The 20,977-nt window shown below is 64.9% G+C and carries 21 protein-coding genes; 13 read left to right on the top strand and 8 right to left on the bottom strand.

Going from position 1 to position 20,977, the window contains the following annotated elements; translation table 11 throughout:
- Window positions 1-11: 11 nt before the first annotated feature.
- From nuoL to ABIC50_RS22510, 10 genes are all read left to right on the top strand, one after another.
- On the top strand, window positions 12-2,066 hold the full coding sequence (nuoL, locus tag ABIC50_RS22465; protein WP_105830695.1) for an NADH-quinone oxidoreductase subunit L: 2,055 nt from the start codon (window positions 12-14) through the stop codon (window positions 2,064-2,066).
- A gap of 18 nt (window positions 2,067-2,084) precedes the next feature.
- Entirely contained in the window at window positions 2,085-3,575 is a 1,491-nt protein-coding gene (locus ABIC50_RS22470) for an NADH-quinone oxidoreductase subunit M (protein WP_011657478.1), read from the top strand.
- A gap of 36 nt (window positions 3,576-3,611) precedes the next feature.
- Entirely contained in the window at window positions 3,612-5,066 is a 1,455-nt protein-coding gene (gene nuoN / locus ABIC50_RS22475) for an NADH-quinone oxidoreductase subunit NuoN (RefSeq protein WP_175660429.1), read from the top strand.
- On the top strand, window positions 5,066-5,362 hold the full coding sequence (locus ABIC50_RS22480) for a DUF2818 family protein (RefSeq protein WP_006756909.1): 297 nt from the start codon (window positions 5,066-5,068) through the stop codon (window positions 5,360-5,362). Before nuoN ends, ABIC50_RS22480 begins: the two co-directional genes overlap by 1 nt.
- 254 nt (window positions 5,363-5,616) lie before the next feature.
- Window positions 5,617-6,207, top strand: a complete 591-nt coding sequence (locus ABIC50_RS22485) for an NUDIX domain-containing protein (RefSeq protein ID WP_012364314.1) — start codon at window positions 5,617-5,619, stop codon at window positions 6,205-6,207.
- Window positions 6,208-6,344: 137 nt separating this feature from the next.
- Window positions 6,345-6,767, top strand: coding sequence for a DUF1178 family protein (locus tag ABIC50_RS22490; RefSeq protein WP_006750470.1), 423 nt, complete (start codon window positions 6,345-6,347; stop codon window positions 6,765-6,767).
- A gap of 54 nt (window positions 6,768-6,821) precedes the next feature.
- Entirely contained in the window at window positions 6,822-8,018 is a 1,197-nt protein-coding gene (locus ABIC50_RS22495; RefSeq protein WP_126228222.1) for an acyl-CoA dehydrogenase family protein, read from the top strand.
- Window positions 8,019-8,037: 19 nt separating this feature from the next.
- Window positions 8,038-9,171 (top strand): acyl-CoA dehydrogenase family protein, encoded by a 1,134-nt coding sequence (locus ABIC50_RS22500; protein WP_354166857.1) that lies wholly within the window; start codon window positions 8,038-8,040, stop codon window positions 9,169-9,171.
- Window positions 9,172-9,205: 34 nt separating this feature from the next.
- Window positions 9,206-9,667, top strand: coding sequence for a MaoC family dehydratase (locus tag ABIC50_RS22505; protein WP_011657473.1), 462 nt, complete (start codon window positions 9,206-9,208; stop codon window positions 9,665-9,667).
- Complete coding sequence (locus tag ABIC50_RS22510) at window positions 9,664-10,140, top strand: MaoC family dehydratase (protein WP_126228220.1); 477 nt, start codon at window positions 9,664-9,666, stop codon at window positions 10,138-10,140. Before ABIC50_RS22505 ends, ABIC50_RS22510 begins: the two co-directional genes overlap by 4 nt.
- 51 nt (window positions 10,141-10,191) lie before the next feature.
- On the opposite strand, the gene ABIC50_RS22515 is transcribed toward ABIC50_RS22510, so the two are convergent.
- A complete protein-coding gene (locus ABIC50_RS22515; RefSeq protein ID WP_354166859.1) occupies window positions 10,192-10,884 on the bottom strand; it encodes a glutathione binding-like protein in 693 nt (230 codons plus the stop codon).
- 172 nt (window positions 10,885-11,056) lie between these two features.
- Complete coding sequence (locus tag ABIC50_RS22520) at window positions 11,057-11,848, bottom strand: oxepin-CoA hydrolase, alternative type (RefSeq protein ID WP_126228218.1); 792 nt, start codon at window positions 11,846-11,848, stop codon at window positions 11,057-11,059.
- Between the two features lie 209 nt (window positions 11,849-12,057).
- Between ABIC50_RS22520 and ABIC50_RS22525 the strand changes: the two genes are divergently transcribed.
- Window positions 12,058-12,714 carry a glutathione S-transferase family protein gene (locus ABIC50_RS22525; protein ID WP_126228217.1) on the top strand — a complete coding sequence of 219 codons (657 nt, stop codon included), beginning with the start codon at window positions 12,058-12,060 and terminating at the stop codon, window positions 12,712-12,714.
- A gap of 48 nt (window positions 12,715-12,762) precedes the next feature.
- On the opposite strand, the gene ABIC50_RS22530 is transcribed toward ABIC50_RS22525, so the two are convergent.
- Window positions 12,763-13,935: a pyridoxal phosphate-dependent aminotransferase gene (locus ABIC50_RS22530; protein ID WP_354166862.1), complete on the bottom strand. Its 1,173-nt coding sequence runs from the start codon at window positions 13,933-13,935 to the stop codon at window positions 12,763-12,765.
- A 31-nt stretch (window positions 13,936-13,966) separates the two neighbouring features.
- The gene (locus ABIC50_RS22535; RefSeq protein WP_105830687.1) at window positions 13,967-14,464 is read right to left on the bottom strand and encodes a putative toxin-antitoxin system toxin component, PIN family; all 498 of its coding nucleotides are present in this window, start codon (window positions 14,462-14,464) and stop codon (window positions 13,967-13,969) included.
- A gap of 57 nt (window positions 14,465-14,521) precedes the next feature.
- Between ABIC50_RS22535 and yaaA the strand changes: the two genes are divergently transcribed.
- The gene (gene yaaA / locus ABIC50_RS22540) at window positions 14,522-15,304 is read left to right on the top strand and encodes a peroxide stress protein YaaA (RefSeq protein ID WP_126228215.1); all 783 of its coding nucleotides are present in this window, start codon (window positions 14,522-14,524) and stop codon (window positions 15,302-15,304) included.
- 183 nt (window positions 15,305-15,487) lie between these two features.
- Window positions 15,488-16,642, top strand: coding sequence for a M14 family metallopeptidase (locus tag ABIC50_RS22545; RefSeq protein ID WP_354166864.1), 1,155 nt, complete (start codon window positions 15,488-15,490; stop codon window positions 16,640-16,642).
- Window positions 16,643-16,726: 84 nt separating this feature from the next.
- On the opposite strand, the gene ABIC50_RS22550 is transcribed toward ABIC50_RS22545, so the two are convergent.
- The 4 genes from ABIC50_RS22550 to ABIC50_RS22565 all read right to left on the bottom strand — a co-directional run bounded on the left by ABIC50_RS22550 (window position 16,727) and on the right by ABIC50_RS22565 (window position 20,527).
- Window positions 16,727-17,374 (bottom strand): BspC domain-containing protein, encoded by a 648-nt coding sequence (locus ABIC50_RS22550; RefSeq protein WP_041491223.1) that lies wholly within the window; start codon window positions 17,372-17,374, stop codon window positions 16,727-16,729.
- Between the two features lie 137 nt (window positions 17,375-17,511).
- Entirely contained in the window at window positions 17,512-18,186 is a 675-nt protein-coding gene (locus tag ABIC50_RS22555) for an energy-coupling factor ABC transporter permease (protein ID WP_354166866.1), read from the bottom strand.
- Between the two features lie 76 nt (window positions 18,187-18,262).
- Window positions 18,263-19,093, bottom strand: a complete 831-nt coding sequence (locus ABIC50_RS22560; RefSeq protein WP_354166868.1) for a LuxR C-terminal-related transcriptional regulator — start codon at window positions 19,091-19,093, stop codon at window positions 18,263-18,265.
- A gap of 216 nt (window positions 19,094-19,309) precedes the next feature.
- Complete coding sequence (locus ABIC50_RS22565) at window positions 19,310-20,527, bottom strand: DUF2863 family protein (RefSeq protein WP_105830682.1); 1,218 nt, start codon at window positions 20,525-20,527, stop codon at window positions 19,310-19,312.
- Between the last annotated feature and the right edge of the window lie 450 nt (window positions 20,528-20,977).

Here is a 20,977-nt window from a genome sequence, read left to right on the forward strand (position 1 = left end):
GCAACGCTGTTATGTCAATGACACTCAATGAAAACCTGCTGCTGGCGATTCCGCTCGCTCCGCTGGCCGGCTCGCTGATTGCGGGGCTGTTCGGGAACGCAGTGGGGCGCAAGGGCGCACACCGGATCACGATCCTCGGCGTATTGATCGCGTTCCTCCTGTCGGCGAAAGTCTTCCTCGACGTGATGGGCGGCGCGAGCTTCAACGCGACCGTCTACGAATGGATGAACGTCGGCTCGCTGAAACTCGAAGTCGGCTTCCTCGTCGATTCGCTGACCGCGATGATGATGGTCGTCGTGACCTTCGTCTCGCTGATGGTGCACGTGTACACGATCGGCTACATGTCGGAGGAAGACGGCTACCAGCGCTTCTTCTCGTACATCTCGCTGTTCACGTTCTCGATGCTGATGCTCGTGATGAGCAACAACTTCCTGCAGCTGTTCTTCGGCTGGGAAGCGGTGGGTCTGGTGTCGTACCTGCTGATCGGCTTCTACTTTACGCGTGAGAGCGCGATCTACGCGAACATGAAGGCGTTCCTCGTGAACCGCGTGGGCGACTTCGGCTTCCTGCTGGGCATCGGCCTGCTGCTCGCGTTCGCGGGTTCGATGAACTACGGCGAAGTGTTCGCGAAGCGTGCCGAGCTCGCGAGCCTGCACTTCCCGGGCACCGACTGGGGCCTGCTGACCGTTGCCTGTATCTGCCTGTTCATCGGCGCGATGGGCAAGTCGGCGCAGTTCCCGCTGCACGTGTGGCTGCCCGACTCGATGGAAGGCCCGACCCCGATCTCCGCGCTGATTCACGCGGCGACGATGGTGACCGCCGGCATCTTCATGGTGTCGCGCATGTCGCCGCTGTTCGAACTGTCGGATACCGCGCTGTCGTTCATCACGGTGATCGGCGCGATCACGGCACTGTTCATGGGCTTCCTCGGGATCGTCCAGAACGACATCAAGCGGGTGGTCGCGTACTCGACGCTGTCGCAGCTCGGCTACATGACCGTCGCGCTCGGCGTGTCCGCTTACCCGGTCGCCGTGTTCCACCTGATGACGCACGCGTTCTTCAAGGCGCTGCTGTTCCTCGGCGCCGGTTCGGTGATCATGGGCATGCACCACGACCAGGACATGCGCAACATGGGCGGCCTGCGCAAGTACATGCCGATCACGTGGATCACGTCGCTCGTCGGTTCGCTGGCGCTGATCGGTACGCCGTTCTTCTCGGGCTTCTACTCGAAGGACTCGATCATCGACGCGGTGAAGCTGTCGCACCTGCCGGGTTCGGGCTTCGCGTACTTCGCGGTCGTCGCGAGCGTGTTCGTCACGGCGCTGTACTCGTTCCGCATGTACTTCCTGGTGTTCCACGGCGAAGAGCGCTTCCGCAAGCCGAAGCATCCGGAATCGCCGATGGGCATGGCGGCCGCGCACGGCCACGACGATCACGGCCATGGCCACGGTCATGACGACCATGCGCACGAGCCGCACGAGACCCCGTGGGTCGTGTGGGTGCCGCTGGTCCTGCTGGCGATTCCGTCGGTGATCATCGGCGCGATCGCGATCGGCCCGATGCTGTTCGGCGACTTCTTCCAGCACGGCGTCGCATTCGACAAGGTGATCTTCATCGGCGCGAACCATCCGGCTCTGGCCGAGATGGCCGAAGAGTTCCACGGCTGGGTCGGCATGGGCCTGCACTCGGTGTCGGGCCTGCCGGTGTGGCTGGCGCTCGCCGGTGTCGTCGTCGCATGGTTCCTGTACCTGAAGCGTCCGGAACTGCCGGCGTCGATCCGCCGCGCGTTCGGCCCGATCTACACGCTGCTGGACAACAAGTACTACATGGACAAGATCAACGAAGTGGTGTTCGCCCGTGGTTCGGTGGCGATCGGCCGCGGCCTCTGGAAGGAAGGTGACGTCGTCGTGATCGACGGCCTCGTCAACGGCAGCGCCCGGTTCATCGGCTGGTTCGCCGGCGTGATCCGCTTCCTCCAATCCGGTTACATCTATCACTACGCGTTCGCCATGATCATCGGCATGCTGGGGCTCCTGACCCTGTTTGTAACGCTCGGCGGCAAATAAGGCGGGGAGACAACACTAATGCACGCTTTTCCGATTCTCAGTACCGCGATCTGGCTGCCGATCGTTTTCGGCCTCCTCGTGCTCGCGGTAGGTAACGACAAAAATCCGGGCACGGCCCGCTGGGTCGCGCTGATCGGTTCGCTGCTCGGTCTCGCGGTCACGATCCCGCTGATCACGGGCTTCGATTCGAGCACGGCTGCGCTGCAGTTCGTCGAGAAGTCGACCTGGATCGAACGCTTCGACATCGCGTACCACCTCGGCGTCGACGGCATTTCGATGTGGTTCGTCGTGCTGACCGCGCTGATCACGGTGATCGTCGTGATCGCCGCGTGGGAAGTGATCACCGAGAACGTCGCGCAGTACCTCGCGGCCTTCCTGATCCTGTCCGGGATCATGATCGGCGTGTTCTCGGCGGCCGACGGCCTGCTGTTCTACGTGTTCTTCGAGGCGACCCTGATCCCGATGTACATCATCATCGGGGTGTGGGGCGGCCCGAACCGCGTGTATGCGGCATTCAAGTTCTTCCTGTACACGCTGGCCGGCTCGCTGCTGATGCTGGTCGCGCTGATCTACCTGTACACGCAGACGCATTCGTTCGACCTCGCGACGTGGCAGAACGCCAAGATCGCGATGACGCCGCAGATCCTGCTGTTCATCGCATTCTTCCTCGCGTTCGCGGTGAAGGTGCCGATGTGGCCGGTGCATACCTGGCTGCCGGACGCGCACGTGGAAGCGCCGACGGGCGGCTCGGTCGTGCTGGCGGCGATCATGCTGAAGCTCGGCGCGTACGGTTTCCTGCGTTTCTCGCTGCCGATCACGCCTGACGCAAGCCACTTCCTGGCGCCGGTCGTGATCACGCTGTCGCTGATCGCGGTGATCTACATCGGCCTCGTCGCGATGGTGCAGGCCGACATGAAGAAGCTGGTCGCGTATTCGTCGATCGCGCACATGGGCTTCGTGACGCTCGGCTTCTTCATCTTCAACCAGCTCGGCGTCGAAGGCGCGATCATCCAGATGATCTCGCACGGCTTCGTGTCGGGTGCGATGTTCCTGTGCATCGGCGTGCTGTACGACCGTTTGCACTCGCGCCAGATCGCCGACTACGGCGGCGTCGTCAACGTGATGCCGAAGTTCGCGGCATTCGCGATGCTGTTCTCGATGGCCAACTGCGGCCTGCCGGGCACGTCGGGCTTCGTCGGCGAGTTCATGGTGATTCTCGCGGCCGTCCAGTACAACTTCTGGATCGCATTCGGCGCGGCATTCACGCTGATCCTCGGCGCCGCCTACACGCTGTGGATGTACAAGCGCGTGTACTTCGGCGCGGTCGCGAACGATCACGTTGCCAAGCTGAAGGACATCGGCCGTCGCGAATTCCTGATGCTGGCCGTGCTGGCCGCGTTCACGATGCTGATGGGCCTGTATCCGAAGCCTTTCACCGACGTGATGCACGTTTCCGTGGAAAACCTCCTCTCCCATGTCGGGCAGTCCAAACTGCCGCTGGCCCAGTAATCGCGAGCGGAGGAAATCAAGATCATGAACGCACCTATGAATGTCCTGTTGCCTGACGCGCTGGTGATGGTCGCCGTCGTCGTCGCATGGCTGAACGACACCTTTACCGGTGCCGCTGGCCGCCGCCTGACCTATCTGATCGCGGTGGTTTCGTCGGTCGTCGCCGGCGTGTGGTTCGCGGTGCAGGCGCTCGACCCGCACCAGTACTACTTCTTCTCGCGGATGGTCGTCGTCGACTCGTTCGCGAGCATGATGAAGGCCGTCGTGTCGATCGGCTTCGCGGTCTCGCTCGTCTATTCGCGCAAGTACCTCGAAGACCGCGACATGTTCCGCGGCGACGTCTTCCTGCTGGGCATGTTCTCGCTGCTCGGTCAATTGGTGATGGTGTCGGGCAACAACTTCCTGACGCTGTACCTCGGCCTCGAACTGATGTCGCTGTCGCTGTACGCGGTCATCGCGCTGCGCCGCGATGCGCCGCAGTCGAGCGAAGCCGCGATGAAGTACTACGTGCTGGGCGCGCTCGCGTCGGGCTTCGTGCTGTACGGCATCTCGATGCTCTACGGCGCGACCGGCTCGCTCGAGCTGGGCGAGGTGTACAAGGCAGTCGGCGGAAACACCGACGCAGCCGTGCTGATGTTCGGCGTGGTGTTCATCGTCGCCGGTATCGCGTTCAAGCTCGGCGCCGTGCCGTTCCACATGTGGGTGCCGGACGTCTACCAGGGCGCACCGACCGCGATGACGCTGTTCGTCGGCGGCGGCCCGAAGGTTGCCGCGTTCGCGTGGGGTCTGCGCTTCCTGGTGATGGGCCTGCTGCCGCTCGCCCAGAACTGGCAGACCGCGCTCGTGATCCTCGCCGCGCTGTCGCTGATCGTCGGTAACATCACCGGTATCGTCCAGCGCAACATCAAGCGGATGCTCGCGTACTCGGCGATCTCGAACATGGGCTTCGTGCTGCTCGGCCTGCTGGCCGGCATCGTGAAGGGCGACGCGGCCGCACCGGCAAACGCGTACAGCTCGGCGATGTTCTACGCGATCGTCTACCTGATCACGACGCTCGGCTCGTTCGGCGTGGTGATGCTGCTCGCACGCCGCGATTTCGAAGCGGAGACGATCGACGACTTCAAGGGCCTCAACAAGCGCAGCCCGGTGTTCGCGTTCGTGATGATGGTCATGATGTTCTCGCTGGCCGGTATCCCGCCGACCGTCGGCTTCTACGCGAAGCTCGCGGTGCTCGAGGCGACCGTCAACGCGGGTCTCACGTGGCTCGCCGTGCTGGCGGTGATCACGTCGCTGTTCGGCGCGTTCTACTACCTGCGCATCGTCAAGCTGATGTACTTCGATGCGCCGCAGGACACGGCCCCGATCACCGGCGATTTCTGCAAGCGCACGATCCTCGCGCTGAACGGCGTCGCGGTCGTCGTGCTCGGCCTGTTCCCGAGCCACCTGCTGACGGCCTGCCTGCAGGCGATCCGTCATACGCTGCCGCTGTAATGTCGGCAGCCGGCTGGTTCATCGTGCTGTTGGCGCTCGTCTGCGCCAACGTGCCGTTCCTGAACCAACGCCTCTTCGCCGTCGTGCCGTTCGGCGCGACGAAGAAGAACGCGTGGGTTCGGATCGGCGAGCTGATCGTGCTGTATTTCGTCGTCGGCGCCCTCGGCTTCTGGCTCGAGTCGCGCGCCGGCAACCGCTTCGAACAGGGCTGGCAGTTTTACGCGATCACCTTCAGTCTCTTTGTCGTGTTCGCGTTTCCCGGCTTCACGTTCCAGTATCTCGTCAAACGACGCTGACAAGGGCCTGTCCGCGCTGATCGCAAGCTTGCGTACGCGCGGTGCGGCCCGCAACGCGCGTACGCCTGATTGAAAAAACACAGTAGTAGTGGGGCCGGTCGCCAGCACGGCCGATCGCGGCGTCATGCTCGTTGCGAATACGTCGAGTATTCTGTTCGTCGCAAACCTTGTGCTCGGCCCTTCTGGCGGCCAGCGCAAGCTTGTTATTAGCGCGGACAGGCCCTTGGCCGTCGCGCTCAATCACGGAGCCGCCGATGGCCGAACTACCCAATCACGACGCCGCACTGACCGAAACCTGCCTCGAGAGCGAGGCGATTTTCGAAGGCTCGTTTCTCAAGCTCAAGCGCGATACCGTCCGTTTGCCGGACGGCAAGCGCGCCACGCGCGAATACGTTCAGCACCCGGGCGCGGTGATGGTGATCCCGCTGTTCGACGACGGCCGCGTGCTGATGGAAAGCCAGTATCGCTATCCGATCGGCAAGGTCATGGCCGAATTCCCGGCCGGCAAGCTCGATCCGGACGAAGGCGCGCTGGCCTGCGCGGTGCGCGAGCTGCGCGAGGAAACCGGCTACACGGCACGCGAATACGTGTTCCTGGCCCGGATTCATCCGATCATTTCCTACTCGACCGAATTCATCGACCTGTATCTCGCGCGCGGGCTGACGGCCGGCGAGCGCAAGCTCGACGAAGGCGAATTCCTCGAAACCTTCACGGCGACGCAGGCCGACCTGCAGGAATGGGTGCGCACGGGCCAGATCACCGACGTGAAGACGATCATCGGCATGATGTGGCTCGACAAGGTGCTGTCCGGCACCTGGCCGCTCGGCCCGGTCGTGAAGCCCTGACCGCGCGTCAGCGGCGGGTGGGGCGCCGCGTTACAATCCGGTGACGCGGCCGCTTTCCGGCCGCGCGATCCGATTTAGCACGATCGTTCACAAAAGCGCGTTTTGCGCTACACTCGTCACACGCCCTGATTCACAGCATGAAGGTCCTCGATTTACAGTGCCCGCACGGTCATCGGTTCGAAGGCTGGTTCGCTTCCGCCGATGAGTTCGAAGCGCAGTTGTCCCGCAAGCTGGTCGAATGTCCGGTGTGCGGGACGACCGAGATCAACCGGATGCCGTCGGCGCCGCGCCTGAACCTGTCGGGTGCGACGCAGGCGCAGCCGGCCGATCCGCGTGCGCTGCAGGCGCAGGTGATGCGCGCACTGCGCGAGGTGCTGGAGAAGACCGAGAATGTGGGCGAGCGCTTCGCCGAGGAAGCGCGGCGCATCCATTACAACGAGGCGCCGGCACGCAGCATTCGCGGCGTCACGACGCCGGAGGATGCGCAATCCTTGGTTGAAGAAGGCATCGACGTGATGCCGCTGCCGATTCCCGCCGCGCTGAAAGAACCGCTGCAATGACATACGCAGTGGGTCCTGGCCGGGCCGGATGGCCGCGGTCAGGAGACACTGCGCATGGATCTGGATTATTCCCCCGCCGACGACGCGTTCCGCGTTGACGTCCGCGCCTGGCTCGAGGCCAATCTGCCTCACGCCCTGCGCGCCAAGGTACTCGATCACAAACGACTCGACCGCGAGGATTACGCGAGCTGGCACCGGATTCTCGGCCAGCGCGGCTGGTCCGCGCCCGCGTGGCCGGCTGAATACGGCGGCCCCGGCTGGAACGCGACGCAGCGGCACATCTGGGACGAGGAGTGCGCCCGGATCGGCGCGCCGACCGTGCTGCCGTTCGGCGTGTCGATGGTCGCGCCGGTGCTGATGAAATACGGCAGCGAAGCGCAGAAGCGTCACTATCTGCCGCGCATCCTCGACGGCACCGACTGGTGGTGTCAGGGCTATTCGGAGCCGGGCTCCGGGTCGGACCTCGCGTCGTTGCGCACCCGCGCCGAACGCCATGGCGATCACTACGTCGTCAACGGCCAGAAGACCTGGACCACGCTCGGCCAGTTCGCGGACATGATGTTCTGCCTCGTGCGCACGGATCCGGCGGCGAAGAAGCAGGAGGGCATCTCGTTCCTGCTGATCGACATGACGACGCCCGGCATCACCGTGCGTCCGATCATCACGCTCGACGAGGATCACGAGGTCAACGAGGTGTTCTTCGAGGACGTGAAGGTGCCCGTCGAGAATCTCGTCGGCGACGAAAACCGCGGCTGGACCTACGCGAAATACCTGCTGGGCCACGAGCGCACCGGTATCGCGCGCGTCGGCGCGTCGAAGCGCGAGCTGGTGTTCCTGAAGCGCGTGGCGTCGCACCAGCAGAAGAACGGCAAGCCGTTGCTCGCGGATCCCGTGTTTGCCGCGAAGGTCGCGGCGCTCGAGGTCGAGCTGATGGCGCTCGAGGTGACGGTGCTGCGCGTCGTGAGCCGCGAGACGAGCGGCAAGGGGCCGGGCCCCGAGGCGTCGATGCTGAAGATCAAGGGGACCGAGGTGCAGCAGGCGCTCACCGAGCTGATGTTCGAGGCGATCGGGCCGCTCGCGGCGCCGTTCGACGTGCCGTTCCTCGAGGGCGAGCGCGAACACAGCATCGCCGGCGACGACGATGCCGCGCCGCTCGCCGCGTACTACTTCAATTATCGGAAGACGTCGATCTACGGCGGCTCGAACGAGATTCAGAAGAACATCATCGCGCAGATGATCCTCGGGCTGTGATCAGGGAACGGAGACAACCATGGATTTCAGCTTTACCGACGAGCAGCAACAGTTCGCCGACGCGCTGCGCCGCTATCTCGGCGAGCAGTACGGTTTCGACGCGCGCCAGGCGATCGTGCGCAGCGATGCGGGCGTGTCGGACGCGCAATGGAGCGCATTCGCGGAGCTGGGCCTGACCGCGCTGCCCGTGCCGGAGGCTCAGGGCGGATTCGGCGGCGGCCCCGTCGACATGCTGGTCGCGATGCAGGAGCTCGGCCGCGCACTCGTGGTCGAGCCGTACTGGGCGACGGCGGTCGGTATCGAGGCGCTGCGGGTCGCCGGGTCCGGCGCGGGCGACGATGCCGCGCTGCTGGAAGCGGTCGCACTGGGGCAGAAGCGCCTGGCGGTTGCGTTTCACGAACCGCGGGCGCGTTACGACCTGTACGAGCTCGGCACGCAGGCGCGCGAGCAGGGCGGCGCTTGCCGGTTGACCGGCACCAAGTCGGTCGTGCAGCACGGCGCACAGGCGCACGCGTGGATCGTGCCCGCGCGGGTCGACGGCGGCGGCATCGGCTTGTTCGTCGTCGAGCGCGACGCCGCGGGAGTGAAGGTCGTCGACTATCGGACGATCGACGGCCAGCGCGCCGCGACGATCGAGCTGCATGAAACGCCCGCGCGGCAACTGACCGGCGGCGCACGCGATGCGGCCGCGCTCGAGCAGATTGCCGATTACGCGACCTTCCTGCTCTGTGCGGAAGCGGTCGGCGCACTCGACGAACTGAACCGCGCGACGGTCGAATACACGAAGACGCGCGAACAGTTCGGTGTGCCGATCGCGCGTTTTCAGGCGCTGCAGCACCGGATGGTCGACATGCTGATTCACGCGGAGCAGGCGCGCTCGCTGACCTACCTGGCCGCGGTGCGTTACGCGGGCGGCGATGCCGATGCGCGGCGCAAGGCGGTGTCGGCCGCGAAGGCGCGGGTCGGCGCGGCAGCGCGCTTCGTCGGCCAGCAGGCCGTGCAACTGCACGGCGGCATGGGCGTGACCAACGAGGTCGCCGCCGCGCACCTGTTCAAGCGGCTGTCGATCATCGAGACGACCCTCGGCGACACCGATCACCACCTTGCGCGCATCGCGGCCCTGCCGGATTTCGCGCAGGCCGACGCGGCATGACGGCGACGCGCGAGCGCGCCACAGGAGACACACAGTGGGTATCAGTTACGAAGACCTTGAAGTCGGCAGTACGACCGAAATCGGCCGCTACACGTTCGAACCGGACGACATCAAGGCGTTCGCGCAACGCTACGATCCGCAGCCGTTCCATCTGGACGAGGAAGCCGGCAAGGCATCGCCGTTCGGCGGACTGGTCGCGAGCGGCTGGCATACGTGTTCGGTGTTCATGAGCCTCCTCGTCAAGAAGCTCGGGCCGGATTCGACCAGCATGGGCTCGCCCGGCATCGATTCGATCCGCTGGCTCAAGCCCGTGCGTGCCGGCGACACGATCACGATGCTCCAGAAGATCCACGACAAGCGCGTGTCGGCGAGCAAGCCTGACCGCGGCATCGTGTCGTCGGAGTGGATCGGCATCAACGGCGCCGGCGACACGGTGATCTCCGTGCATACCAAGGTGATCTTCGGGCTGCGCCATCCGCAAGGAGCGGGCGCATGACGGACGTGACATTGCCGCTGATCGCATCGCCGCAGGCGCTCCATGCACAGATTGGCGCGGAACCGCTGGCAAGCGGCTGGGTCGAGATCGACCAGCGTCGGGTCGACGGTTTCGCCGACGCGACCGGAGATCGCCAGTGGATCCACGTCGATCCCGAGCGCGCGCGGCGCGAGTCGCCGTTCGGCGGTCCGATCGCGCATGGATTCCTCACGCTGTCGCTGATTCCCGCGCTGATGGCCGAGGCGATGCGCTTCGAGCAGAAGATGGGCGTGAACTACGGACTGAATCGCGTGCGGTTCCTGAAGCCGGTGCCGGTCGGCACGCGTGTGCGCGCGCTGTTCGCGGTGAAGGAAACCGCGCAGGCCGCGCGGGGCGGCGTGCAGGTCACATGGTCGGTATCGATGCAGGCCGAGCGTCCCGACACGCCGTTGCTGGTTTGCGCGGCGGAATTCATTACGCTGCACTACTTCTGATGCGCGCGGCGGCATCGACGGATGCCGCCCGCGTTACCCGCGCGTGCTGCTTCAGTGCTTCGCGTATTGCGTCGCGCCGAACAGCATCTCGCGCGCCTTGTCGTCCTGCAGTGCCTTGCGCATCGACGCGAGGACTTCGACGCCGCGCTGCACGGCCGGACGCGCGGCAATCGCTTCCTGCCAGCGCTTCACGTTCGGCAGTTCATCGAGCACGATGCCCTGGTTCTGCCACGAACGCGTCCACGGGAACGTCGCGATGTCCGCGATCGTGTACGTGTCGCCCGCGAGATATTCGGATTCGCCGAGGCGTTTTTCCATCACGTTGTACAGGCGCTTCGCTTCGTTCGTGTAGCGATTGACCGCGTATTCGATCTGCTCCGGCGCGTACAGGCGGAAGTGATGCGCCTGCCCGAGCATCGGGCCGATGCCGCCCATCTGGAACATCAGCCATTCGAGCGTCGCATAGCGCGTGGCCGGGTCAGTCGGCAGGAACTTGCCGGTCTTTTCCGCAAGGTACACGAGGATCGCGCCCGATTCGAACAGCGAGATCGGCTTGCCGCCGGGGCCGTCCGCGTCGACGATCGCGGGGATCTTGTTGTTCGGGCTGATCTTCAGGAATTCGGGCTTGAACTGGTCGCCCGCACCGATATCGACCGGATGCACGCGATACGCGAGGCCTGTTTCCTCGAGCATGATGTGGACCTTGTGGCCGTTCGGGGTCGCCCAACTGTAGACGTCGATCATCGTCAACTCCTTCGTTGCATGCACGAAAACGGCGCCGGCAGGACGCCGCGACAGGCGGTCATTAGAGCATGGATCGACGTGCGCTGCAGGCTGCGGGAAGGCGCGGCCGCGCGCCGGCGCACGCGTGTCGATGCGGCGCGGCGACGCCGTGCGAACAGCGGGATTGCGCGGATCAGCGCTTGTAGCGCGGCTGCCGTTTCTCGAGAAACGCGGTAATGCCTTCGAACGCGTCCGCATGATGCAGCGATGCGACGAAGTGATCGCGCTCGGTGCCGAGATGGGTTTCGAGCGGCTGCGCGGGCGCATCGTCGAGCAGCGACTTGATGCGCGTGAGTGCGTTCGGCGAGATGCCGGCAAGCGAGTCGGCCCACGCGAGCGCATCGGACAATGCGGCGCCGGGCACGGCGAGCCGATTGACGACGCCGAGCGCGTGCAGGCGTTCGGCCGCGACGGGCTTGCCTTCGAACAGGATTTCGGCGGCCAGCGCACGCGGCAGCGCGCGGGCGAGGAACCACGAGCCGCCGCCGTCGGGCGTGAGGCCGACGCGCGCATACGACATCACGAACTTCGCGTCGTGTGCGGCGACGATCAGGTCGCACGCGAGCGCGAGCGAGAAGCCCGCGCCGGCCGCCGCACCTTCGACCGCCGCGATCACGGGTTTCGTCGATGCGCGGATCGCCGTGATCCACGCGCCGAGCTGATCGATGCTGTCGGCCTGGTAGGACGGATCCTTCGAGCGGTTCTCGAGCAGCCGGTTCAGGTTGCCGCCCGCGCAAAAGAAACGATCGGCGCCCGTGAGCACGACCGCGCGAATCGCGGGATCACGCTCGGCGGTGGCGAGCGCTTCGACGCCGGCCGCATACATGTCGGGATGCAGCGCATTGCGCGCGCCGGGATTGGACAGCGTGAGGACGAGCGTCGATTCGCTCTCGGGCGGACGCGAGGCCAGCAGTTCAGCACTCATGCGAGGGTGTCTCCATCGGATGGCGAGGCTGCGGCGCCGCGTTGCGCGGGCTCGTGCGCATACCCGCGAGGGCGCTGCCGCAGCGGATGCATTGTTGTCGTGACGGACATCAAACTGCTTTAGACTAGCACGAACGTGCTTTTCAGCGCGACGAATCCTGGTGCGGCCGGCGTCGCTGCGGCCGCGCTCCCGCAACGAAGGAGACTCCGATGCTACAGCTGTGCGGTATTCCGTTGTCCAACTATTACAACAAGGTGAAGTTCGTCCTGCTCGAACATGACATCCCGTTCGAGGAAGCGACATGCACGTTGCCGGTCAGCGATCCTGCATTGCTCGCCGATTCGCCGCTCGGCAAGATTCCGTTCCTGAAGACGGAAGAGGGTGCGCTGTTCGAGTCGCAGGTGATCATCGAGTATCTGGCCGCGCGTTATCCCGACAAGGCCATTTTTCCGGCGGGGCTGTTCGCGGCCGCGAAGGTGCGCGAACTCGTCGAGACGCTCGAGCTGTATCTCGAATGGCCCGCGCGTGAGGTCTATACGGAAGCGTTTTTCGGCGGCAAGGTCAGCGACGGGACCAAGGCGCATGTCGAGAAGCGGCTGCCGCGTGCGATCGAAGCATTCAAGCGGATGACGCAGTTCTCGCCCTACGTGCTCGGCGATACATTTGGTCTGGCGGACATCGCCGCATCGGTCCACCTGCCGGTGATCGGGATGGCGACGAAGGCCATCTTCGGCCGCGATTTCCTGCTCGACGCAGGCATCGACTGGAAGGCGCACGCGAAGCTGGTCGGCGAGCGGCCGGCCGCGCAGCGCGTGGCGGCCGATCGCAAGGCCTATGTCGAGGCGACGGCCGCCGCGCGTTCGTAAGCACAAGCCGGACACAGAGCGGGCAGCGCCTTGCTGCCCGTGCCGGACTTACAGGCGCGCGAGCCGTTCGAGTGCGGACGCGAGCGTGCTTTCCTGTTTCGCGAAGCAGAAGCGCACGACGCCCGATTCGTGCGGCTCGTGATAGAACGCCGACACCGGAATCGCCGCCACGCCGATCTCCGACGTGAGCCACTTCGAGAATTCCGCTTCGGGCAGGTCGCTGATCGCCGAATAGTCGACGCACTGGAAGTACGTGCCCGTGCACGGCAGCAGCTTGAAGCGCGTGCGTTTGAGGCCGGCGCGGAAGAAGTCGCGCTTCTTCTGGTAGAAGTCGGGCAGCGTCAGGTACGGTGCCGGGTCGCGCAGGTAGTCGGCGAGCCCGATCTGCGTCGGCGTGTTCACCGTGAATACGTTGAACTGATGGACCTTGCGGAACTCCGCCATCAGTGCGGCAGGCGCCGCGACATAGCCGATCTTCCAGCCCGTCACGTGGTAGGTCTTCCCGAAGCTCGACACGATGAAGCTGCGCTCGGCCAATTCCGGGTAGCGCGCGACGCTCTCGTGCCGGGCGCCATCGTAGACCATGTGCTCGTACACTTCATCGGACAGGATCAGCACGTTGGTGCCGCACACGATCGCCTCGAGCTTGCGCATGTCGGCCTCGCGCCACACGGTGCCGGTCGGGTTGTGCGGCGTGTTGATCATGATCATCCGCGTCTTCGGCGTGATCGCGGCGGCGAGACGATCGAACGGGATCGCGTAGTCGGGCGCCTCCAGCGTGACGAACACCGGCTTGCCGCCGGCGAGCTCGATCGACGGCAGATAGCTGTCGTAGGTCGGCTCGACGACGATCACCTCGTCGCCCGGATGCACCGCGCACAGGATCGCCGTCAGCAGTGCCTGCGTCGCGCCGGCCGTCACCGTGATCTCGGTGGCCGGGTCGTAGCGCCGGCCATAGACCTGCGCGATCTTGTCGGCGATCGCGTCGCGCAGCGGCGCGACGCCCGCCATCGGCGGATACTGGTTGTGGCCGTTGCGCATCGCGGCCGCGACCGCGTCGACGATGCGCGGATCACAGTCGAAATCCGGGAAGCCCTGGCCGAGATTCACGGCGCCTTTCTCGGCGGCGAGCGCGCTCATGACCGTGAAGATCGTGGTGCCGACGTTCGGCAGGCGCGATGGGAAAACGGGATTCGTAGGCATGTCGAAAGGAGCGTTCATCGATACGGTCGCAGCGTGTTGCGTCGGCCCGTCAGGCCGGCGTGGTGGGGAGGGCCGACGCGGCATCGAGCGCGCAGGCTTCGGTAAACGGCGCGGGCTGCGCGATCCGGAAGCCGAAGTCGCGTGCGGTGCGCTTCGCGAGCTTGAGCAGCGCACGGTCCTTCGACACGAGCCAATCGGCCTGCGCGGCGCGCGCGAGCTCGAGAAACTTCTGATCGTCGCGGTCCTTGCACTTCGGCAGCGGCGGCGCGTCGGCGTCGACGGGCGGCGGCTCGACGCGGCTCGTCAGGCGTGCGACGGTCGCGAGCGCTTCGGCCTTGTCGATCGCGCGCTCGCGGAACTGCGGGTAGTCGAGCACGAGCTCGAGTTCGTTCAGGCAGCGGCCGTCGATCACGGCGGCCAGCGTGCCGCGTTCGAGCGCAGCCCGGATCGGGCGTGTGGCAGGGTCGTCGAATACGAGTATGTCGATCCAGACGTTCGAGTCGAGCACGACGCGATGTGCGGCGTGCGGGGCGGAGGAGCGGGTCATTCGTTACAATCGGTGGTTTTCGTCTGACCGCAAGGCACGGCGTGCCAGCGAGCCTCTATGATAATCGTTCTCTCTCCCGCCAAATCCCTCGACTACGATACGCCCGCCCACGTCTCGTCTTACACGAAGCCTGCATTCGTCGACGATGCGTCGGAACTGATCGACGGCCTGCGCAAGCTGTCGCCGCAGGACATCGCGACGCTGATGGACATCTCCGACCCGCTTGCGCGCCTGAACTTCCAGCGCTACGCGGACTGGTCGCCGACCTTCTCGCCGGCCAATGCGAAGCAGGCGGTGCTCGCGTTCAACGGTGACGTGTACGAAGGGTTCGATGCCAAATCGCTGTCGGCCGCCGATCTCGACTACGCGCAGCAGCACGTGCGCGTGCTGTCGGGCCTGTACGGACTGCTGCGTCCGCTCGACCTGCTGCAGCCGTACCGGCTCGAGATGGGCACCCGTTTCGCGAACGCGCGCGGCAAGGATCTGTATGCGTTCTGGGGCGACCGGATCACGCGTGCGCTGAACGAGCAACTCGAGACGCGCAGCGGTGCGGCGCGCGTGCTGGTCAACTGCGCGTCGACCGAGTACTTCAAGTCGGTCAAGCCGAAACTGCTGGCCGCACCGGTCGTCACGCCGGTGTTCGAGGACTGGAAGGGCGGCCGCTACAAGATCATCAGCTTCCACGCGAAGCGCGCGCGTGGCCTGATGGCGCGCTATATCGTCGAGAACCGCATCGCCGAACCGGCGGCGCTGAAGGATTTCGCGATGGAAGACTACGCGTTCGACGCCGCTGCATCGAACGATTCGACTTACGTATATCGCCGGCGAATCGGCGAGTGACCTGGCGGCCGTTCACGAGACGGCCGGCGCATGCATGCGGCCGGGCAGGCGGCAACCCCCGTTGCGCTCGACAGCTTTGCATGGGCCCGGAGTAAGTGCTGAAGCACTAACTCCGGTCGACAGCTTTGCATGGGCCCGGAGTAAGTGCTGAAGCACTAACTCCGGTCGACACAGGAGAGACAGATGACCCTTTCGATCACCAGCAATTTCGACGCGGGCGCCATCGACGTCGTGTCGTGCGACAGCCCGGACGCGATCCGGCTGCGCGTGCGCGGCGACAACCGCTCGGAATTCGCCCAATGGTTCTACTACTGCGTCACGGGCGCACGCGGCGAGCGTTGCGTGATGTCGTTCGAGAATGCGGCCGAATGCGCGTATCCGTCGGGATGGCGCAACTACAGCGCGGTCGCGAGCTACGATCGCGTCGACTGGTTCCGCGTGCCGACGACCTTCGACGGCAAGACGATGACCATCGACCATACGCCCGAGTTCGACAGCATCTACTACGCGTATTTCGAGCCGTATTCGGAAGAGCGCCACGCGGCGTTCCTCGGCGCGATCCAGCAATTGCCGCAGGCGCGCGTCGTCGAGCTTGGCCGCACGGTCGAAGGCCGGCCGATGTCGTTGCTGACGCTGGGTACGCCGGAAGTCGACGGCGCACCGAAGAAGAAGGTGTGGGTCATCGCGCGCCAGCACCCCGGCGAGACGATGGCCGAATGGTTCATCGAAGGGCTCGTCAAGCGGCTGGCCGGCTGGGGCGATTGGGCGGGCGATTCGGTCGCGCGCAAGCTTTACGATCGCGCGACGTTCTACATCGTCCCGAACATGAATCCGGACGGGAGCGTGCACGGCAACCTGCGCACCAACGCGGCGGGCGCGAACCTGAACCGCGAGTGGATGGAGCCCGATGCCGAGCGCAGCCCCGAAGTGCTGGCCGTGCGCGACGCGATCCATGCGATCGGCTGCGACATGTTCTTCGACATTCACGGCGACGAGGATCTGCCGTACGTGTTCGTCGCGGGTTCGGAGATGCTGCCGAGCTTCACCGAGCAGCAGCGCAAGGAGCAGACCGCGTTCATCGATGCGTTCAAGGTCGCGAGCCCGGATTTCCAGACCGAGCACGGCTACGCGGCGAGCAAGTACAAGGAAGACGCGCTCAAGCTCGCATCGAAGTACATCGGCCACCGGTTCGGCTGCCTGTCGCTGACGCTCGAGATGCCGTTCAAGGACAACGCGAACCTGCCCGACGAGCGGGTCGGCTGGAACGGCGAACGCAGTGCGGCGCTGGGTGCCGCGATGCTGGCGGCAATCCTGGTGCACGTCGAGACGTTCGCGTAAGCGCATCGCCGTCGACATGAAGAAAGCCGGCGCATCGTGCGATGCGCCGGCTTTTTCGCTTCTGTCGTTGCTGCTGCCGTCCGATCAGGACTTCTTCGCGGTTTTCTTCTTCACGACTTTCTTCTGGCCGCTTGATTTCTTCGTTGCGGCGGCTTTCTTGCCGGTGCGGCTCGTTGCCTTGACCTTGCCGCGGTGCGACTTGCCCGTGAACTTCTTCGTCGACGACGACGGACGCTCGACGCGCGGCTTCAGCGGCGGCACGGGATCGTTCCAGCTGAACGCAAGCATTTGCTGACCGACATAGCCGCAGCGGAATTTCAGCGGTGTCGGGTCGCTGCCATCGCTGTGGATGCCGAGGCCGTCGACGGTGACGATGTTGTCCACCTTTACGCGCTGCTTGCCCTGATCGAACGAATCGTTCCACGGCGTGATCGCCGCGTTGCCGCTTTCGAACGCCTTCGGCGCGAAGTCGACGCGATCGAAGGCCGACGACGTGCTGGCGATGAAGCTACCATGCGCCGCACAATCGGCGACGATCGGATCGGCATGCATCTCGTTGACGAATTTGTTGATCAGTTCGGAGCGCTGGTCGAGGAGGTCGGCGAATACCGGTGCCGGAAGCGCAAGCGACAGGCCGGCGACACAGGCTGCCAGCTTGCCGAGCGCCCGGAAAATCCGGAGCGAGGCAGGAGAGCTGTCCATCTGGTTATTGGTGAGGAGCGAATGAGGCATCGGGCAGGTATAGATGCCCGATGAAGAACAGGAGTTCAATCTTAGCGTAAAAAAGTTGGGCGGCAGTAGGTGCCGCACTCTCCCGCGCTGCGCCAAGCGGAGCGGCGCGTGTGCCGATCGCAGCGGGACAGGCGCACTCAGGCGCGCGGGCCGCCGAGACGATAGCGCCGCACGTCGAACGTGGTGACCCACGCCGGACGATAGACGGCGATGAGCGCGGTGGCCATGCCGGTGAACCACGCTTCGCCGAGCGCGAGCAGCCCGGTATTGAGCAGATAGCCGGCGGGAATCACGACGGGCACGCCGTCCGCGAGCGCGAGCTGGACGCCGGCCGCGGCCGCGGCGACCGCGACGATCGCGATGGCCGGAGACAGGAATCCCTGGCCGGTGATGAACGATGTGAGGTTATGCGGGAGCCATGCGATCACGGCGCGCTGCAGCAACGCGGACACGGCCACCGGTAGCGCGCCGTAGATCAGATAGGTGAGGCCGATGCCGTGCCACGGCGCATCGAAGACGATCGCGGCGATGCCCGTGACGGCACCCATCGCGATCAGCGCAAGCGTCCAGTCGAACAGCGTGACGAGCAGCGTCGCGCCGAGCAGGTGCATGACGATGCCGTCCTCGAGCCATGCATTCGAGGCCCACAGGACCGTAATTGCGGTGACGAGCGCGAGCCACACGTGCTGGAGCGTTGCGTCCTGCAAGCGGACGAACGGGCGATTCCAGAGCGCGAGCGCGAGCAGAGCCACGGCGCCGATCCAGCCGCCGATGCCAACCCAGAGCGGAAGCGGTGTGAAAAGAAAACCCATTCGTCCATATTACTCGTTGAGCATCAAAGGTGGGAATCCGCACTTGCTGACCGTCGCAATATCGATACTAGTCCGACTAGCGTTCGCGCCGAAAACGCGCCGGCGGTTCGGCCGCGAGCGGCAGGTCCGCGGTGTTTGCGTCCGGCAGCGGATACGGACGGTTCTTCCGTTGCATGCGCAGCGGGACCGGGCCGCGTTCGCCGATGGTCGGCTTGTCCGCACGCTCACGGTTTGCCAGCAGCACCTCGAGATGCGGCGACAGCCAGCCGTTGTAGATCGCGACGGCCGCGGCCCGGTTTGCCGCGCCAAGCTGGTGGAAGATGCTGGCGAGGTGGATCTTTACGGTGCCTTCGCTGATGCCTAGCGTGCGGGCGATCATCTTGTTGGTGTTGCCCATGTGGACGAAGCGCATGATCTGCGCCTGTCTCGGCGACAGGAGGCGGCTTGCCGGGCGGCGCGGCAGCGATCCGGCGAGCGTCTGGAAATGGGCGTCGTGGCGGGCCGCGGCGGCGGAGGGCAGCAGGCTGAGCGCAATGGGCGGAATGTAGTGCCCGCCCAGCAGCACCATTTCGAGAGCTCGCACGATCAGGTGCGGCCGCATGGAGTGCGGGATCACGCCCGCGACGCCATAGTTGTAGAAGCGCTGGATGGCTTCGGGCGTGGATTCGTCGATCAATACCGCGGCGGGCGTCGGCGAGCAGGCGCTGCAGAGTGCCTGCAGTTCGCTGAGCCGGCCGACGTCCGGCCAGTTGATTGCGACGAGGTCGAAACGCTGGGCGCGCAGCAATCGACGCGCCTGGAAACCGTCGGGCGCATCGTTGATGCTGGCGTGACGGTCGATCTGCCGCAGCAGGGCCTTCAGTCCGTCACGCCGTTCGGCGTCTGAGTTCAACACCAGGAACCGCATATTCAACCTCCGTAAGGTGAGTCATTGATTTGCCGTCGGCATGTCTTGGCGTGGATCCGATCATGACAAAGACCTTACACGATGTCTGCTTGGCTGAAAGGCTTAGGAAAAGTCCGAAATTTTTGAGCGGAGGGAAATGCGGGCGAAAAAAAGCCGCTCCGGCAGGAACCGGGAGCGGCTTGGTCGGGCAGGCTCGACGAGCCTGCGGTGCGCGGATCAGTGAAAGTGCGGCTGGGCCGGCGATGCGTCTTCCGGCATTTCGGCGTGGACGATCTCGCCGAGTGGGTCCGCATAGAGCGGCACGCCGCAGTCGTCGCAATACTCGGGCTCGAAGCGGCCTGCGTGCCGCCGGACGTCGGTTACGCCGCATTCCTTCAGCAGACTGACGATTTCCTCCATCGGCCCTTCCATCGGCGCTTCGCCTTCGAGCGTCGCGTTGTCGGTCGACACGTCGCCGTTCTCGCGGCCGTAGAGCGGCCACACGACGCCATAGATCACGTCGTTGCTGGCACGTCGCGTGAAGCCGACGCGATACTCGTCGATCCGGCGCTCGCCGAAGCCCGCGACCACGGCGCGAAGTTCCTGCGGTGCCGCACCAAGTGTGTCGAAAAGATAACGGATGGCCGTTCGGACCGTGTGCGGACGGATCCTCTCGTCCGCATCGCGGCAGGCCGAGTAGTACGCGTCCGGAAGCAGGCATTCGAACTCGCAGCCGGGGAGGGCGACCGACAGGCTCGGGCCGCCCTGGGCGGTCCACTGCTCGAGACACTGGCCGCGTTCGATCCGGTTGCCGTGCTCTTCTTCCTGCCAGCGGAACAGCGGTGCACCGGCCGGCGCGGCCACCACGGCGAGCAGGAAGCGCGGGTCGGCGAGGATCGGCGAAGTTTCGGGCAGGTCGCCGAAACTCAGCTTGGCGGCGTGCTGGCCGATTGCCGCATGCGCGAGCTGCTGGGCGAGCCGGTAGGTCTCGACGTGGTGGCGCGGCAGCTGGTCGATGCTGTACAGGAACGGGGCCAGTCCGACGAGCGTGCCGCTTGCGAGCACGTGCGCCTGCAATTGCGTGCGCAGTGCGTCGGCGACATCGCCTTTCAGCGGGCCTGACGGAATCATGTAGCGCGTCCACGCGAGAACGGGGACGGCAACCAGCAGTGCATCGTACGGCTGGCCGTCGTGCTCGATCACCATCGATTCACTGTGCGTCTCGGCCATGTCGGCGAGCGCGCCGTAGGCATCGGGGTGGTTCTGCTGCAGATGGTCGAGTGCCGCGTCGAGCGTGGTCTGGTTGCCGTTGCGAACGATCTTGGCGAGCAGTGCGTCGAGCTTCGCTTCCCAGAAGCGATCCTCGATGCGGCTGCCCGAGGCGAAGAGCGCAAGCGACAGGCCGACCAGTTTGTCGGCGTCGGGGGGGAGGCGTTTGGCGATTCGCTGGCGCATATTAAATACGTATAGAAAGGGGCGAAGAGCCTCACATTCTAGTCCGTTCTTTGCACCATAAGCGGCCTTGTGCTTCAGCATGGCCGGAAGGCCGTCTCGACGGGGGTGAAGAAAAATCCCTCAAACCCCTTGCGCGGTTCGAAGACGGTGCCTACAATCACGCCTCTTTCGCGCTAACGGAAACGCGGCGCGGGAGGAAGGGAAGCGGTGCTGACGGGGAAGGTTGTAGAAGCCCCGGCGCACACGAAGTTGAACCCCTCGCCGTCGCAACGAAGCAGTTCAGAAAGTTGTTGACGAGCGAAGAAAGACGGTTCATAATCTCGCTTCTCTGCTGCTGAAAACGCAGCGCTGCCGGGAAACAGAAGGTTTCTCGCAGAAATGCTCTTTAAAAATTAACAGCCGATAAGTGTGGGCGCTTGATGGAAGCGAGCTGATCCTCGGATCAGATAG

The sequence above is a fragment of the Burkholderia sp. 567 genome, from assembly GCF_040545115.1.
In the GTDB taxonomy this organism is placed as follows: domain Bacteria; phylum Pseudomonadota; class Gammaproteobacteria; order Burkholderiales; family Burkholderiaceae; genus Burkholderia; species Burkholderia ambifaria.

What these genes read in the sequence shown, in the direction of transcription:
- nuoL (WP_105830695.1), top strand. Translation starts at nt 12, where the DNA reads ATGTCAATGACACTCAATGAAAACCTGCTGCTGGCGATTCCGCTCGCT.
- ABIC50_RS22470 (WP_011657478.1), top strand. Translation starts at nt 2,085, where the DNA reads ATGCACGCTTTTCCGATTCTCAGTACCGCGATCTGGCTGCCGATCGTT.
- nuoN (WP_175660429.1), top strand. Translation starts at nt 3,612, where the DNA reads ATGAATGTCCTGTTGCCTGACGCGCTGGTGATGGTCGCCGTCGTCGTC.
- ABIC50_RS22480 (WP_006756909.1), top strand. Translation starts at nt 5,066, where the DNA reads ATGTCGGCAGCCGGCTGGTTCATCGTGCTGTTGGCGCTCGTCTGCGCC.
- ABIC50_RS22485 (WP_012364314.1), top strand. Translation starts at nt 5,617, where the DNA reads ATGGCCGAACTACCCAATCACGACGCCGCACTGACCGAAACCTGCCTC.
- ABIC50_RS22490 (WP_006750470.1), top strand. Translation starts at nt 6,345, where the DNA reads ATGAAGGTCCTCGATTTACAGTGCCCGCACGGTCATCGGTTCGAAGGC.
- ABIC50_RS22495 (WP_126228222.1), top strand. Translation starts at nt 6,822, where the DNA reads ATGGATCTGGATTATTCCCCCGCCGACGACGCGTTCCGCGTTGACGTC.
- ABIC50_RS22500 (WP_354166857.1), top strand. Translation starts at nt 8,038, where the DNA reads ATGGATTTCAGCTTTACCGACGAGCAGCAACAGTTCGCCGACGCGCTG.
- ABIC50_RS22510 (WP_126228220.1), top strand. Translation starts at nt 9,664, where the DNA reads ATGACGGACGTGACATTGCCGCTGATCGCATCGCCGCAGGCGCTCCAT.
- ABIC50_RS22515 (WP_354166859.1), bottom strand. Translation starts at nt 10,884, where the DNA reads ATGATCGACGTCTACAGTTGGGCGACCCCGAACGGCCACAAGGTCCAC.
- ABIC50_RS22520 (WP_126228218.1), bottom strand. Translation starts at nt 11,848, where the DNA reads ATGAGTGCTGAACTGCTGGCCTCGCGTCCGCCCGAGAGCGAATCGACG.
- ABIC50_RS22525 (WP_126228217.1), top strand. Translation starts at nt 12,058, where the DNA reads ATGCTACAGCTGTGCGGTATTCCGTTGTCCAACTATTACAACAAGGTG.
- ABIC50_RS22530 (WP_354166862.1), bottom strand. Translation starts at nt 13,935, where the DNA reads ATGAACGCTCCTTTCGACATGCCTACGAATCCCGTTTTCCCATCGCGC.
- ABIC50_RS22535 (WP_105830687.1), bottom strand. Translation starts at nt 14,464, where the DNA reads ATGACCCGCTCCTCCGCCCCGCACGCCGCACATCGCGTCGTGCTCGAC.
- yaaA (WP_126228215.1), top strand. Translation starts at nt 14,522, where the DNA reads ATGATAATCGTTCTCTCTCCCGCCAAATCCCTCGACTACGATACGCCC.
- ABIC50_RS22545 (WP_354166864.1), top strand. Translation starts at nt 15,488, where the DNA reads ATGACCCTTTCGATCACCAGCAATTTCGACGCGGGCGCCATCGACGTC.
- ABIC50_RS22550 (WP_041491223.1), bottom strand. Translation starts at nt 17,374, where the DNA reads ATGCCTCATTCGCTCCTCACCAATAACCAGATGGACAGCTCTCCTGCC.
- ABIC50_RS22555 (WP_354166866.1), bottom strand. Translation starts at nt 18,186, where the DNA reads ATGGGTTTTCTTTTCACACCGCTTCCGCTCTGGGTTGGCATCGGCGGC.
- ABIC50_RS22560 (WP_354166868.1), bottom strand. Translation starts at nt 19,093, where the DNA reads ATGCGGTTCCTGGTGTTGAACTCAGACGCCGAACGGCGTGACGGACTG.
- ABIC50_RS22565 (WP_105830682.1), bottom strand. Translation starts at nt 20,527, where the DNA reads ATGCGCCAGCGAATCGCCAAACGCCTCCCCCCCGACGCCGACAAACTG.